A 14653-nucleotide genomic window follows, 5' to 3' on the forward strand; every position below is an offset into this window, starting at 1 on the left:
TCCGGGTGAGGCGATCAACCCTGGGGAGGTGATCCGCTACTCCGACGCGCCGACCGGCTTTCCTTCGGGCGAGACGGCGTACCACGTGCCGCCGACGCCCTGACCGTTGGTGTCCCCGGGAGCCGTGTCACCGGAGAAGGTGTAAATGGGCCAGCAGTTGACCGTCATCTGCTTGATGCCGTCCGGGCGGGTGAAGCCCATGAGGCCCTTCTTCTTGACGCCCTTGGTGTCGTTCGCGGAGACCGGCGCGACCGCGGGCCACTTCTCCAGGCAGGCACCGGTGCAGGCCGACTTCGAGACCGGCCAGGCCTGGTCCTTCATGAAGCGGTAGACCGTCATGCCGTTCTTGTCGACGACGATGTCACCGAGCTTCGGGTCGTTGCGGACCGACAGGCCGGGCAGGTCGGCCAGCGTCGCCTTCTTGCCGTTGGGGGCCGACGCGAACCAAGTGCCGCCCACACCCTGGCCGTTGGTGTCCCCGGCCTTGGTGTCCTTCGCGTACCGGTACATCGGCCAGCCGGCGATGGTCAGCTGCTTCGTGCCGTCCGACCGCGTGACCTCGCCAAGAAGCGCCTTGTCCACACCGGTGGCGGCCTCGGCACCCTCGGCGGGCACGGGCGGCCAGGCCTTCGCGCAGTCACCGTCACAGCTCGACTTGGGCGGCTCGGCCGTGTCCTTGTCGAAGCGGTAGAGGGTGAAGCCGGCACTGTCGGTCAGCACCTTGCCGAGCTGCGTGCTCTCCGCAACGGTGAGCTGACCCGCGGCTTCCGCCTGGGCCGCGGCGCTCTGCTGGTCCTTGGAATCGGCGCCGTAGCCATTGCCGGCGGTCGTGCTCGTTCCGTAATCACCGGCGGCGGCGGTCGCACCCACGTTCTGGCTCCCCGTCGACTGGGTGCCCTGTTCCTGACCGCACGCCGTCGTGAGCGCCAGCACGGCCGCAGCTGCCGCTACGAGTGAGGCGCTCCGCCAGGAGGTCTTCATTGGTAACTCCCGCTGTTCGCATAAGTGTTGCAGCGCCCTGCTGCGCCGCGCATGGCCCTAGGTACGGGCGGGAGTGGCGGGAGTGTTCAACCGGCTCACAAATTTCTTTCCGGAACCTGTGACGCGAACCGCGAGGTTCGCACACATGTGCGCACGCACCGGCGTTTCCCGCCCGGTTCGTCAAACCACCGGGGGGTGCACGTCCTCCCTTCGGGGGCAATCCCCCGGCACTCCGGCGTGCGCGGGCGCTGCGCGCCCCATGATCTCCGTCGTGCATGGACTCACGCGGACCCGATCCGCCCTCGTCATACGGGTGTTGGCGCTGCTGACGCTCACCTGGATTCTCAGCGGCGCGCCGAGCGGAACGGCCGCGGCCGACTCCTGCGCGTATGCCTCCACGGGCCCGGACGGCGAAGGGACGACGGCGGTGGCCGTCGCGGGGAGCGGCGCGGTGGCGGTCGCCGGGAACACCACCTGGTGCCCGACCCCGACCCCCACCCCCACCCCCACCCCGACACCACCCTGCCCGACCCCGACGCCCACTCCGACCCCTACGCCGACGCCCACACCGACCCCGACGCCCAAACCCACGCCCACACCCACCCATTCGCCGAGACCCCAACCACCGCCTCCCCCACCCCCGCCTCCTCCGACGCCGACACCACGGCCCGTGGCACCGCGGCCCACCCCGCCGCCGAAGCCCACGCCCATGCCCACGCCCACACCGAGCGCGCGCCCCAAGCCGTCGCCGTCTCCGGTGAGTTATCCGGCGTACCGCATCCCGCCGCGCAAGCACCCGCCCCGCAGCGGCCCGTCGCTGGTCTCGCTCACCCTGCTCATCACCGCGCCCGCGGTGCTCGCCGTAGCGGCGCTGCGCCCGCGCTGACCCTGGAGGCATCCTTGTCGGAATGGCTTGTTCTCGTCCTCGCGATGGCGGCCGCATGCGTCGTCGTCCTCATCGTGACCCTCGTACGCCATCGGGCGGCCCCGGTGGACGAGGATCCGTCCGAGACCCCGGACGTGATCGAGTACATGAGCATGATGATCGGCGTGGTGTACGCCATCGTCCTCGGCCTGGCCATCGCCGGCGTCTGGGAGGGACGCGGCGTCGCCCAGGACCATGTGCAGACGGAGGCCCAGGCCCTGCACGAGATCTCGGAGCGGGTCCGCGTCTACCCGCCCGACGTGCGCGACCGCATCCGCGCCGACGTCAACACGTATGTCAGCCACGTGGTCCACACCGAGTGGAAGACCATGGCGGACGAGGGTCATGTGACGGCCCAGGGCGGCCGGCTCTTCGACCGTATCCGTCAGGACGTCACCGACTACGAGCCGAAGACGGACTTCGAGGCCCAGGCGTACCAGCCGCTCGTCGACCAGGTCACGGCGGCGGACGCCGCGCGCAACTCCCGCGCCGACTCGACGGGGGCGACCATGCCGGGAGTGGTGTGGTTCGGGCTGATCACCGGCGCCGTGGTCACCGTCGGCATGATCTTCGCCCTGCAGATCCGGCGCACCACCCGCGAGCTGATCCTCGCCGGGCTGTTCTCCGCCCTGATCGCCTTCCTGCTCTTCCTGATCTGGGACTTCGACGCGCCGTACAGCCGGGGGATCACCGCCTCGGCGGAACCGTTCACCGCGCTGTTCCCGCACCTTCCCGGGTGACGGACGCTCAGTAGGCGCTCGGCGCCGAGGGGGGCGGGCGCCACGCCGCGTCCGTCCCCCGACTACACGCACACCGTCCCCCGTGCGGCCCACACGGTTGACCCATTCGCGCGACTGCGATCGCGCGCCCGCGCACCCTTTCCTAGCGTTCCGCTCATCGAGGTGCATTTCTGGCGCAAGCGGAAAAGGTCCGCGGCACGGCTCCTCGGGGACCTGGAGGCTCACCATGCGCGCGATACGCGTCGCTTCGGCCGCACTGCTGGGCCTGACCGCCCTGACCTTCACCGCACCCAGCGCCTTCGCAGATGACGGGGACACCCACAACATCACCCCGTTCGGCTTCAGCGTCCAGCCGTCGACCATCGCCGCGGGCGGCCGGCTCTCGCTGCTGCTGAAGAGAGACGGGGGCTGCAACGGGACCGTCAGGATCTCCTCGGGTGTCTTCGACACCGTCTCCATCCCCTCGGGCCGGTCCTCGGCCACGGCCACGGTCGACCGGGACGCCCGGCAGGGCGCCGTGTACGAGGTGACGTTCCTGTGCGACGGCGTGAGCGGCCACACGGACATCACCATCGGCACCGGCACCGGCACCGGCCGTTCCGACGACCTGTCGCCCGTCCAGGTCCCCGCGCAACAGGGTGTCAGGGCCGGTGTCGGCGGCAGTGTCGGCGGCTTCGACGTGAAGGCGATCGGCCTGGGAGCCGCGCTCGTCGGCGGCTCCGTCGGTGTGGCGTGGTACATGTCGCGCCGCTGCGGCGCGTCCGACGACTCCTGACGCTGTGAGACAGCCCTTCGCCCCGGACCCCCTCGGGAGGGTCCGGGGCGAAGGGCTGTCTCGTGCGGCTTCCGAAGGGGGTTCCGGTCCCGAAGGGGGAGGACCGGCCTTTCGGGGCGATGCCGGTCAGGTCCTCTTCTCGGACCTGCGGCGCAACCAGAACACTCCGCCGCCGACGACGGCCGCGGCCAGCAGGCCGCCGCCGATGGCCATGTCGGTGGGCGTGGCGCCGGTCGAGCTGCTGCCGCCGAGACCACCGCGGACACCGCCGATCACCGTGAAGGCGGACGGACGGGTCAGCGCGCCCGCACCCACGCAGTTGACCGTGATGTCGTACGAGCCGGGGCGCGCGTCACGGTTCACGGTCGCCCTTCCGCTCGCCCTGTCGCCGTTGGTCGGGATCCGCGAGAGAGTCGCGCGCCGGAACGCGGGCGAGGTCATGGTGCCGCCGTTCCGGCACCCGTCGACCGTCACCGTCAGCTGGCCGCCGGCGGCGATGACGCTGGGCGTGGCGACGATGTTCCTCGAAATGCCCCCGAAGTTGCCGCCGAGCCCGTTCCCGTTGTTGCCGCCGAACCCGTTCCCGTTGTTGTTGCCGAGCCCGTTCCCGTTGTTGTTGCCCGGTCGGCCCCCGTCGTTGTTGCCGAACCCCCCGTTGTTATTGCCAAATCCGTTGTTGTTGCCGAACCCCCCGTTGTTGTTGCCGAACCCCCCATTGTTGTTGCCGAACCCCCCGTTGTTGTTGCCCGGCCGCCCCCCGTCGTTGTTGCCGAACCCACCCCCGTTGTTGTTGCCCGGCCGGCCCCCGTCGTTGTTGCCGAACACGCCCTCGTTGTTGTTCCCGAAGTCACCCGCATTGTTGTCGCTCTGACTGCCCGCCCCGCCCATACCGTCCGCGACGGCCGCGGGGGCGGCGAGCCCGAGGACGGCGACCGCTGTGGCCGCGGCCGCCAGGGCACGTGAGTTTCGCATGTGATCCTCCGCGGAAGACGCCCCGGGAACCGTCCCCGGTCGATCGGCGAGAAAGCGCCTCCCAGACAGACCCTCAGATGCCGTGCACAGGGCCGCATTTCGAGAATGGTCCGTCCTGGTGAGAGGACACGCCGAGAGAATTCCACACAATCGGATATTGCCGCAGGTCACGGACCGTCAGAAAATTCCTGCCCGTGGCAACTCGGATGGCTCACGACGGATGTACTCCGCCACCCGTTCGCCCGCGCCCCGTCGCCCGCCGGACGTGCTGCACTTAGCGTTCTCATATGCGCGACGGACGCGGCGACGGCCGCGTCGAGAGGGGATTGCGAATGTCTGCGTCCGAGCTGGCCGAAGAGGAGGAACGGCAGCGGAAGCGCGCCCCGTGGGGCGTGATAGCGCTTGTCCTGCTGACCGGCCTCGCACTCATCCGGAATGGTTCCGGTGAGTTCGACGTGGGCCCTCCGCAGCCCGCTTCGGCGGCGGCAGCAGACAGCCGCACCTCCGGTGGCACCTTCTCGAGCGTGCCGGCCCCGCTGCCGTACTCCGTGGCGGACCGGATCAGGATCCCGGCGATCCAGGTCGACGCCCCGGTCATGCCGGTGGGCCTGGACGTCGACGGATGGGTCGGGGCGCCGCCGCCGGACAACCCGAACCTCGCGGGCTGGTTCACCGGCGCGGTCTCGCCCGGCGAAAAGGGCACGGCCGTGATCGTGGGCCATGTCGACAACATGCAGGGCCCCGCCGTCTTCTACGGGCTCGGGGCGCTCAAGAAGGGGAACCGGATCGAGGTCCCGCGCAAGGACGGGAAGACCGCGGTGTTCGAGATCTACGGCATCGAGGTCTTCGCGAAGAGCGGTTTCCCCGGCGACCGCGTGTACAGCAGCAAGGGAGCTCCCGAATTGCGGGTCATCACCTGCGGGGGCGGTTTCTCCAAGCAGCACGGCTACGACGGAAACGTCGTCGTGTTCGCCCGCCTGGTCGAGGTTCGCTGAGCGTTCCCCGACCGGGCGGGCGAAAGCCCGTCGGTGGGCCTTTTCCCTGTCCTGCCGACGGGCCGACGTGGAGGACCGTCGGCCCGTCGGCGGTCGCTACACGAATTGCCGTCGCGGCACGGTGAGGTGATAGCCGGAATCCAGCAGCCGCGGCAGATAGCGACGCAGCGCCCGTACGGTCTGCGAGCGGTCGCCGCCCGCGTCGTGCGAGAGGACGACGACGCCCGGGGCGGCTCCGCTCTCGACCCGGTCGATGATGGTGCCGGTGCCCGGGGTCTCCCAGTCGAGGGAGTCGACCGTCCAGGCCAGCGGCTCCATGCCCAGTTCGGCGCCGATCTGGAAGGTGGCCCGGTTCCAGGCCCCGTACGGCGCGCGGAACCAGACGGGCGGCTCACCGTAGGCGTCGTCGATGACCTCGCAGGTGCGCTCGATCTCGGAGTGGATCGCCGAGCGGGAGAGCTTGGTCAGCAGCGGGTGGGTCCAGGTGTGGTTGCCGACGATGTGGCCGTCGTCGGCCATCTCGCTCAGCAGGTCCTTGTTGTCGACGGCCATCTCCCCGCACACGAAGAACATCGCGCGCACGTCGTACTCGCGCAGGGTGCGCAGGATGTCCGGGGTGTAGCGCGGGTCGGGGCCGTCGTCGAAGGTCAGCACCATGCGGCGGCCTCGGCCGGACACGCTCAGGATCGGCTCGTGCCGGACGGCGGTGCGCGGGTGTGCGCTGTGCGGTGGGCCGTATCCGGCCATCGGCTGGAGGCGGTAGGCGGACGGCTTCAGGGCGCGGTGCGCCGGTGGGCCCGATACCGCACGGGCACTGCGTACCGGCTTCACGGCCGGTTCGGCGGTCAGGACGCGGGCCGTGCCCGCCGCCCCGGCCGCTCCCAGGACGGCGGCGCCGGCGATCAACGCCCGGCGCCGGGTGAGCAGCTGATCCTTTTTCATGACTCATCAGTCACCCCAAAGAGGGGCGGCGCAGCTCAGCAACACCGGCGCGGACCTACGAAAACACCCGCCCGGCCCATTTCAGCGACGGCGCACCAAGGGGAACGGCAACGTCTCACGGATCGTCAGCCCGGTGAGGAACATGACCAGCCGGTCGACACCGATGCCGAGCCCTCCGGTGGGCGGCATCGCGTACTCCAGCGCGTCGAGGAAGTCCTCGTCCAGCTCCATCGCCTCAGGGTCTCCCCCGGCGGCGAGCAGCGACTGCGCGGTCAGCCGCCGGCGCTGCTCGACGGGGTCGGTCAACTCCGAGTAGGCGGTGCCCAGTTCGGTGCCGAAGGCGACGAGGTCCCAGCGCTCGGCGAGGCGCGGGTCGACGCGGTGCTGCCGGGTGAGCGGGGAGACGTCGGTCGGGAAGTCCTTGTAGAACGTGGGCAGCCGGGTCTTCTCCTCGACCAGTCGTTCGTACATCTCCAGTACGACGTCGCCGCGTCCGTCGTCGGCGGTGTACGGCACGCCCGCGCGGTCGCACAGCCGCTGCAGCGTCTCCAGCGGCGTATCGGCGTCGGCCTCCTCCCCCAGGGCCTCGGAGATCGCGCCGTACACCGTCTTGACGGGCCAGAGCCCGGAGATGTCGTACTCGGTGCCGTCCTTGCGTGCGACGGGCGCGCCGAAGGCGGCGGTCGCGGCGCCCTGGATGAGTTCGCGGGTGAGGTCGAGCATGACGTCGTAGTCGGCGAAGGCCTGGTAGGCCTCCAGCATCGTGAACTCGGGGTTGTGCTTGTAGGAGACGCCCTCGTTGCGGAAGGTGCGGCCCATCTCGAAGACCTTCTCCAGGCCGCCGACGCACAGCCGCTTGAGGTAGAGCTCGGGTGCGATGCGCAGATAGAGGTTCAGGTCGTAGGCGTTGATGTGGGTGGTGAAGGGCCGGGCGTTGGCGCCGCCGTGGATCTGCTGGAGCATCGGGGTCTCGACCTCCAGGTAACCGCGGTCCAGCAGGCCCTGGCGCAGCGCCTGTACGGCCGTGGAGCGGGCCCGGACGACCTGGCGGGCGTCGGGGCTGGAGACCAGGTCGAGATAGCGGCGGCGCACCTTCGCCTCGGGGTCGGCGAGGCCCCGGCGCTTGTCGGGCAGCGGGCGCAGGCATTTGCCGGTGAGCTGCCAGGACGTGACGAAGACGGTCAGTTCGCCCTTGTCGCTGACGCCCGCGAGGCCGTCGGCGGTGATGTGGTCGCCGATGTCGATGTCCTTGCGGAACCGGTCGAGGGCGGCTCCGGAGTCCTGGCGGGTGAGGGCGAGCTGGCGGTCCCCGGACCAGTCGCGCAGCACGGCGAAGACGATGCCGCCGAAGTCGCGTACGAGGATGACGCGCCCGGCGACGGTCACCTGGGCGCCCTCGCGGACCTCGGCGAGGGCGTGGGTGCGCGGGGGGATGCCCACCGGGTAGGGGTCGGTGCCGTCGGCGCGCAGCCGGTGGAGTTTTTGGTGCCGGATGCGGACCTGTTCGGGCAGGCCCGTGGTGGGATCTCCGGCCCCGGCCGCGTCCCCTCCGTCGAGCCCGAGGGCCGACAGCGACGGCAGGCCTTCGGTGCCGGCGGGCCTGGGTCCGCTCCTGGCGTGTCCCTTGCCCCAGAGCTTGCGCAGCGAGGGCACGGAGACGAAGCCCTCGGCGATGCCGGACGCCAGGCCGATGCGAGCGAGGGCGCCGGTCTCGCCGTAACAGATGAAGCGCGGGTACCACTCGGGGTGGTACTTGGCGTTGGACCGGTACAGGGCCTCCAGCTGCCACCACCGGGAGAAGAACAGCAGCAGCCTGCGCCAGAGCCTGAGCACCGGCCCCGCGCCGATGCGGGCGCCCTCCTCGAAGACCGAGCGGAAGGCCGCGAAATTGAGGGAGATACGCCGTACGCCGAACTTCCCGGCGGCCGCGCACAGCTCCGCGACCATGAACTCCATGACCCCGTTGGGGGCGCTGCGGTCGCGGCGCATCAGGTCGAGCGAGATGCCGTCCAGGCCCCAGGGCACGAAGGAGAGCAGCGCGAGGAGCTTGCCGTCGGCGGTCATCGCCTCGACGAGGAGACAGTCCCCGTCCTCGGGGTCGCCGAGCCGGTCGAGCGCCATCGAGAAGCCGCGTTCGGTCTCGGTGTCGCGCCAGGCGTCGGCCCGGCCCACGATCTCCTCCATCTCCTCGTCGGTGAGGGTGGAGTGGCGGCGTATCCGGCAGGTGGCACCGGTGCGCTTCACCCGGTTGACGGCCTGGCGGGTGACACGCATGTCGCGGCCCTCCAGGTCGAAGCCGGCGACGTACAGGATCGCCTCGTCGCCGAGTTGGAGCGCGCCGAGCCCGGAGCGCACGAACGCCTTCGCGCCGTCCTCCGAGGCACCCATCACGGCGGGCGCCCAGGCATAGTGGCGGGCCGCGTCGAGCCAGGCGCCGATGGCGTGCGGCCAGGCCTCGCGGTCGCCTACGGGGTCGCCGCTGGCGAGGCAGACACCGGCCTCGACACGGTAGGTGACGGCGGCCTTGCCGCTGGGCGAGAAGACGACGGCCTTGTCGCGGCGGGTCGCGAAGTAGCCGAGGGAGTCGTCGGCGCCGTACGCCTGGAGCAGCGCCCGGATGCGGGACTCCTCGTCGCCGTGCAGGGCCGCCTCCAGGCGCTGCGAGCGGAAGAGCGTGGTGGCGGCGTTGAGCAGGGCGAGGGCGCCGAACAGGCCGAGGACGAAGGACAGGGCCTTCGGCGGGCGCCCGTCGAAGGAGTGTCCGGAGACGATGCCGCCGCAGACCCGGTTGGCCGCCCACAACAGCCGCTGGCCGCGCGGCAGCGTGCCCGGGAACAGCTCGACCAGGCCCCAGCCGACCAGGATGGCCACGGCGAGCCCGAGGAGGAGCACGGTGAGGGCCTGCCAGACGGCGCCGCGCCGGTGGGCCGCGTAGAACTCCTCACGGGCCACGATCAGCAGCGCCAGCGCGAGCAGGCAGACGACGAGGGACGGGACCGACGAGCCGTACAGGCCGAGCGCGACGCCGAGGATGTCGCCGAGGACGAGGAGACCCAGGTAGACGACGACCAGCCACCAGGCGACCTTCTTGCGGGCGGCGGTCGCGCCGGCGAGCAGGAAGAGGAAGACGGCGTACGCGAGGTTGGCGCTGACCGGGACGGTCAGCAGGTCGAGGAAGCGCACGACGGGGCGCAGCAGCCGCCGCAGCGGCTCGATGAAGGCGAGCAGAGCGCAGAGCAGTCCGAGGGCGCCGAAGAAGGCCGCGAAGCCCTCGGGCACCTTGCTGAGGAACCCGCCCCGGGACGGCCGTATCGGACCTGTGGCGTCCTTCGGTGCGCGGGCCTCCACGGTGGCACTCATGGTGTCGACTGTAGGAAGAGCGGCGCGTGGCCGCCCGTCGAGCGGCGTGCCCGGCTCCCCGGCGGGGGCGGGACCTGCGGTTTCCGATAGCCTCACAGCCGTGACGGAACAGCAGGGCTCGCATCGCTTCGAGCGGGGCACGGACGGTCCCAAGGTCATCCTCGTCGGCGTGGACGGCTCCGACTCCTCGCTGCGCGCCGCGGCCTATGCCGGTGGCCTGGCCCGACGGCAGCACGCGCTGCTCGCCGTGGTCTACGTCCAGCCCGTGATGGCGGCGGGGGCGGCGCTCGGGGTGCCGGTCGCGGAGACGACCGACGAGATCGCCGAGGACCTGGTCCAGTACATCCGCGACGCGACCGAGCGGGTGAAGGGGATATTCGAGGTGCGCTGGGAGTTCCACACCTTCCGCGGCGACCCCTACAACGGACTGGTCACCGCGGCGGACGAGCTCAAGGCGGACGCCGTGGTGGTCGGCGCCTCCGAGCAGGCGGGACACCGGATCATCGGCTCGGTGGCGATCCGGCTGGTGAAGGCCGGGCACTGGCCGGTCACGGTCGTGCCGTAGACCGGCCGACGAGCGCCCGGGTTCCCGCCGGGCGCGACGGCTACTGGCCCATGACGAGCCCGTCCTGGGCCGCGCGCCGGCTCAGGACGACGTCCCTGATCCGGTCGCGTACGCCGCCGACCCCGGCCCCTTGGTCCAGGGCGGCGTTGAGGTTGACGACGCGACCGGCGTCGAGGTCGTACGCCTGCGGAATGAACTCGGCCTTCGTCACCTCCCACCGCCCGCCCTTGTGCGCGGGCGGGGCGAAGGTGAACCGCCCCATGGTGCTCTCGTTGCCGCGCGGGTCCTGGACGCCCTGGTGGTTGTACATCTCGCCGGCGACCTGGTCGCCCATGCCGTAGATGACCCAGGTGCCGTTGACCTTCTCGTACGCCTGCGGGACGTGTGCGTGGGTGCCGAGGATCAGGTCGATGTCGGGCCTCCCGTTCGTCACGGAGGCGGTCAGCTCCTTGCTCAGCCTCAGCTGCTGCTCGTTCGGCGCGTCCTGCCATTCGGTGCCCCAGTGCAGGGATACGACGACGACGTCGGCGCCCGCCTTCCGGGCGGCGCGGGCGTCCGCGATGATTCTGACCGGATCGATCAGGTTGACGGCCCAGGGCTGCCCCATCGGAAGCGGCAACCCGTTCGTGTCGTAGGTATAGGCGAGATGCGCGACGTTGGCGTCGCCCGCGCGCATCATGGTGACGCTGTTCGCCTCGTCCGCCGTGCGCGCCGTTCCCGCGTGCCGTAGGCCCACCTGGTCGAAGGCGTCCAGAGTGCGCCGGATGCCGGCGGCGCCGTCGTCCAGGCTGTGGTCCGAGGCGGTGGAGCAGGCGTCGTAGCCGGTCGCGGCGAGCCCCACGGCCACCTGCGGCGGGGACTTGAACGTCGGGTAGCCGGTGTAGTGGCCGTCCGCGCCGTACACGGTCTCCATGTGACAGATCGCCAGATCGGCACCGGACACGACGGGCATGACCGCCGCGAACATCGGCCGGAAGTCGTACCCGTGACCTCCCGCGTCGAAGTTCGCCCGTTCGATGACCGAGGTGTACGGCAGCACGTCGCCGGAGGCGACGAGGGTGAACCCGGGTGGGGCGGAGGGGGCCGGGGCCCCGGGGAGTCCGCTCTGCGGGGCATGTGTCGCCGGGGCCTGCTGCGCTTGGCAGCCCGCGGTGGCCGCGATGAGTACGGCCGCGAGGGCCGCGGTGGTGTGTCGCCTGCGTGTGGTCATCAGCCTCGCCCCGATGCGGTCATATCTACCTATGAATTGACACGAATCCACATACGAGGGCGGCCAAGAGTCAAGGAGCAACACCCACTGCTAGCCCGTCCGGCGCCTGCGACGAGCCCGTCAGGGCGAACGGGGGTCTCGGGGCGGAGCCCCGGCGGGGCTCACCGAACCGTTCGGCGCACCGTTCACCGACGGCTTCGACCGCCCACCGCACAACCGTGCCCCGCCCCTGTCCCCGTGGGGCGGCACCCGCTGGCATACACGCCATGACGGCCGGAACCATCACCATCACCCGCGGAACGACCGCCGAGCACGAGCTGGCCGCGCTGCAGCGCGAGCACGGCCGCCCCCTCTTCGCGCTGCTGCTGCGCCTGTCCGACGGCGACCGGCAACGCGCCGAGGACCTGGTGCAGGAGACCTTCGTACGCGCCTGGCAGCATCCCGAGGCGCTGCGTGCCGACGACTTCGACTCCGTACGCCCCTGGCTGCTCACCGTCGGACGGCGGCTCGCGATCGACGCGCGGCGGGCGCGCCAGGCACGGCCCGCGGAGGTCGGGGACGCGGTGCTGGAGAGTGCGCGTGTCTGCGCCGATCACGCCGAACGGTCCGCGGCGACGCTCGATGTACGGGAGGCTGTGAAGACTCTCACTCCCGAGCACCGTGAAGTCCTGGTGCAGGTGTACTTCCAGGGGGCGAGTGTGGCGGAAGCCGCCGCGGCGCTGGGAATTCCGCCCGGTACCGTGAAGTCCCGCGCGTACTACGCGCTCCGCGCCCTGCGCCGGGTTCTTCCAGGATATGCGGCCGACCTGCGGTGAAACCGAAGGCCGAGTCAAACCTCCGTAAAGCGCCTGCCGAGGACCATGGTTGAGTATTCCGCTTGTCCTCATCCGTGTTCCGGACCGAGAGCCCGGGGTCGGGCGACGCGCACGCACACCGGAGGAAGGCAGGAAGGGATGCTGCACAGAGGCCAGGAGAGCACGGACGGCACCGGCGGTGGGGAACTCACCGTCCCCATGGCGTGGTTGTACGCCGAATACATCGCCGACGAACTGCTGCGGACCGGCGACCTGATGCCGCCCACGTCCTTCGAGTTCCGCGCCGGACGCGACGCGCTGGCGCTGACCATCTTCCTCTCCGACAGTGGCGGTGAACTCTCCGGGATCCGGGTGGTCACGCAGCTGGAGACGTGGCTTTCGCTGACGGCGTACGACCAGCCGTGGCAGGACTGGGTGCGCGAGCGGATGGCGGGGCTCGCGGCGGAGGCGGTCGAATCCGGCGCTCCCGCGCCGGACTTGGAGCTGGCGTCGGCGGCCTGGCGTTGGCTGGAGGAGACCGAGCTGCTCGCCCCCGACCTGGACGCGGTGCCTGGTGGCGGGCCGGTGCCGGGCGAGGACGACGGTCCGAAGGTGTGGACGCCGGCCTGGCGGCTGGGGCTGCCGCTGGGGCATCTGGCGATCCATCTGTTCTGACCACCCTGTCCGACCGCACGTCCGGGCAAATTTTTCGCGCTCGTACCAATCCGCGGGCCGTCGTGCTCCGAATGTCTTGGCCGCTATTCCGGACGGGGCTTGAGTGATTCGACGGTCTGGTGCGTACCGGTGGGCAACAGCAACACCACCCCACCCCGCACCATCGCCACAAGGATTCGGTATTCGGTATGAGGTCCCTGGAACGGCATCGTGACGTCGGCGCCTACGCGCTCGGCGTGCTGGACGAGGCGGAGGCCTTCCGCTTCGAGGACCACCTCATGGAGTGCCGTAGCTGCACGGCGTACGTGAGTGAGTTCCGGCCCGCCGCACGGCAGTTGATGCTGTACCGGCGAGCCACACCGCGCTCCGTGCACCCCTTCGCCGCCCCCGGTCCCCGGCTGCTGGACCGGCTGCTCGGCGAGGTGGCGACACGGCACAGGAGCGGGCGCAGGCGCTTCCTGTACGCGGTGGCGGCCTCCGTGGTGTTCGCGGCGGGCGGGCCCGCGATCGCGATGGTCACCGCGCAGGGTCACCAGTCGGCCGCGGTGGCCGCGACAGACGCGAAGACCGGTGTATGGGCCCAGGTCACGGCCGAGGACCGGGACTGGGGCAGCGAGGTCGAGGTCAAGGTCAAGGACGCCGGGGGCCCTCGCCCCTGTCAGCTCGTCGTGGTCGGCAAGGACGGCTCGGAGCAGACGGTGGCGAGCTGGATGGTGCACTCGCACGACGGCAAGGCCATCAGCGTGCGGGGCGGCGCCGCGCTCCGGTCCGAGGAGATCAGCCGGTTCGAGGTGCGCACGACGGACGGCAAGCACCTGGTGACGCTCAAGTCCCGCTGACCGGCTACTTGAGGAGGCGGGACATCCGGCGGTCCGCCAGCGGCTTGCCGCCCGTCTGGCAGGTCGGGCAGTACTGCAGCGCGGAGTCGCTGAAGGAGACCTCGCGGATGGTGTCGCCGCACACCGGACAGAGCTCGCCCGCCCTGCCGTGCACCCGCAGCCCGCTCTTCTTCTCCGCCTTCAGACGTCCGGCGGCCAGTCCGCGGGAGCGCTCGACGGCCTCGGTGAGCGTGGAGCGCAGCGCCTCGTACAGGCGTCGTGTCTCCTCGGGTCTCAGCGAGGAGGCGAGCTTGAAGGGCGACATCCTGGCGGCGTGCAGGATCTCGTCGCTGTACGCGTTGCCCACACCCGCGATCAGGCTCTGGTCGCGCAGCGCGCCCTTGAGCTGTCGCCGCTCGCCCTTCAGCAACTCGGCGAACCGCACCTCGTCGAAGTCGTCCGCGAGCGGGTCGGGGCCGAGCCGGGCCACGCCGGGGATCTGCTCCGGGTCCCGCACCACATACACGGCGAGCCGCTTCTGGGTGCCGGCCTCGGTGAGGTCGAAGCCCTCGCCGGTCTCCAGCGCGACCCGCAGCGCGAGCGGGCCCTTGCCCGGACGGGGCGGTCCGTCGGGCAGCGTGTCCTTCCAGTGCAGCCAGCCCGCACGGGCCAGGTGCGTCACGAAGTGCAGGCCGTCCGCCTCGATGTCGAGGAACTTGCCGTGCCGGTGCACGGCTGTCACCTCGCGCCCCTCGAAGGCGCTGACGGGCGGGTCGTACGTCTTCAGGACACTGATCGCGACGGGCAGCACGCGCACGACCTCACGACCGACGAGATGGTCGGCCAGAAAGTCCTTGAGCGCTTCGACCTCGGGCAGTTCCGGCATACGTCCAGAGTGCCA

Annotated in this window: 12 protein-coding genes and 1 pseudogene; 7 read left to right on the forward strand and 6 right to left on the reverse strand. The window is 70.8% G+C overall.

The window, feature by feature from the left end:
* Nucleotides 1–36 precede the first annotated feature (36 nt).
* Entirely contained in the window at nucleotides 37–981 is a 945-nt protein-coding gene (locus OIC96_RS04475; RefSeq protein WP_330309184.1) for an SCO0930 family lipoprotein, read from the reverse strand.
* A 900-nt stretch (nucleotides 982–1881) separates the two neighbouring features.
* Here OIC96_RS04475 and OIC96_RS04480 point away from each other — a divergent pair.
* Nucleotides 1882–2646: a bestrophin-like domain gene (locus OIC96_RS04480; RefSeq protein ID WP_330310387.1), complete on the forward strand. Its 765-nt coding sequence runs from the start codon at nucleotides 1882–1884 to the stop codon at nucleotides 2644–2646.
* Nucleotides 2647–2872: 226 nt separating this feature from the next.
* Nucleotides 2873–3421, forward strand: a complete 549-nt coding sequence (locus OIC96_RS04485) for a hypothetical protein (protein WP_330309183.1) — start codon at nucleotides 2873–2875, stop codon at nucleotides 3419–3421.
* Between the two features lie 126 nt (nucleotides 3422–3547).
* Here the strand turns inward: OIC96_RS04485 and OIC96_RS04490 are convergent.
* Nucleotides 3548–3943 (reverse strand): annotated as a pseudogene (locus OIC96_RS04490) (hypothetical protein); the annotation flags it as partial.
* 782 nt (nucleotides 3944–4725) lie between these two features.
* Between OIC96_RS04490 and OIC96_RS04495 the strand changes: the two are divergent.
* The gene (locus OIC96_RS04495; RefSeq protein ID WP_330309182.1) at nucleotides 4726–5388 is read left to right on the forward strand and encodes a class F sortase; all 663 of its coding nucleotides are present in this window, start codon (nucleotides 4726–4728) and stop codon (nucleotides 5386–5388) included.
* 96 nt (nucleotides 5389–5484) lie between these two features.
* Here OIC96_RS04495 and OIC96_RS04500 read toward each other — a convergent pair whose 3' ends face one another.
* Both OIC96_RS04500 and lysX read right to left on the reverse strand, forming a co-directional pair.
* Nucleotides 5485–6330: a polysaccharide deacetylase family protein gene (locus OIC96_RS04500; RefSeq protein ID WP_330309181.1), complete on the reverse strand. Its 846-nt coding sequence runs from the start codon at nucleotides 6328–6330 to the stop codon at nucleotides 5485–5487.
* 81 nt (nucleotides 6331–6411) lie between these two features.
* Complete coding sequence (lysX, locus tag OIC96_RS04505) at nucleotides 6412–9690, reverse strand: bifunctional lysylphosphatidylglycerol synthetase/lysine--tRNA ligase LysX (RefSeq protein ID WP_330309180.1); 3279 nt, start codon at nucleotides 9688–9690, stop codon at nucleotides 6412–6414.
* Nucleotides 9691–9790: 100 nt separating this feature from the next.
* On the opposite strand from lysX, the gene OIC96_RS04510 reads away from it, so the two are divergent.
* Nucleotides 9791–10255, forward strand: coding sequence for a universal stress protein (locus OIC96_RS04510; RefSeq protein ID WP_330309179.1), 465 nt, complete (start codon nucleotides 9791–9793; stop codon nucleotides 10253–10255).
* 40 nt (nucleotides 10256–10295) lie between these two features.
* Here the strand turns inward: OIC96_RS04510 and OIC96_RS04515 are convergent, their stop codons facing one another.
* Nucleotides 10296–11465 (reverse strand): CapA family protein, encoded by a 1170-nt coding sequence (locus OIC96_RS04515; protein ID WP_330309178.1) that lies wholly within the window; start codon nucleotides 11463–11465, stop codon nucleotides 10296–10298.
* Nucleotides 11466–11731: 266 nt separating this feature from the next.
* Between OIC96_RS04515 and OIC96_RS04520 the strand changes: the two genes are divergently transcribed.
* The 3 genes from OIC96_RS04520 (at nucleotide 11732) to OIC96_RS04530 (ending at nucleotide 13773) form a co-directional block, all read left to right on the forward strand.
* Nucleotides 11732–12280 carry a sigma-70 family RNA polymerase sigma factor gene (locus tag OIC96_RS04520; protein ID WP_330309177.1) on the forward strand — a complete coding sequence of 183 codons (549 nt, stop codon included), beginning with the start codon at nucleotides 11732–11734 and terminating at the stop codon, nucleotides 12278–12280.
* Between the two features lie 138 nt (nucleotides 12281–12418).
* On the forward strand, nucleotides 12419–12934 hold the full coding sequence (locus tag OIC96_RS04525) for a hypothetical protein (protein ID WP_330309176.1): 516 nt from the start codon (nucleotides 12419–12421) through the stop codon (nucleotides 12932–12934).
* Between the two features lie 188 nt (nucleotides 12935–13122).
* Nucleotides 13123–13773 carry a zf-HC2 domain-containing protein gene (locus tag OIC96_RS04530; protein ID WP_330309175.1) on the forward strand — a complete coding sequence of 217 codons (651 nt, stop codon included), beginning with the start codon at nucleotides 13123–13125 and terminating at the stop codon, nucleotides 13771–13773.
* Nucleotides 13774–13777: 4 nt separating this feature from the next.
* Here OIC96_RS04530 and OIC96_RS04535 read toward each other — a convergent pair whose 3' ends face one another.
* Nucleotides 13778–14638, reverse strand: coding sequence for an Fpg/Nei family DNA glycosylase (locus OIC96_RS04535; RefSeq protein ID WP_330309174.1), 861 nt, complete (start codon nucleotides 14636–14638; stop codon nucleotides 13778–13780).
* Nucleotides 14639–14653: the final 15 nt, after the last annotated feature.

This window comes from Streptomyces sp. NBC_00775 (assembly GCF_036347135.1).
GTDB classification, from domain to species: Bacteria; Actinomycetota; Actinomycetes; order Streptomycetales; family Streptomycetaceae; genus Streptomyces; species Streptomyces lutosisoli.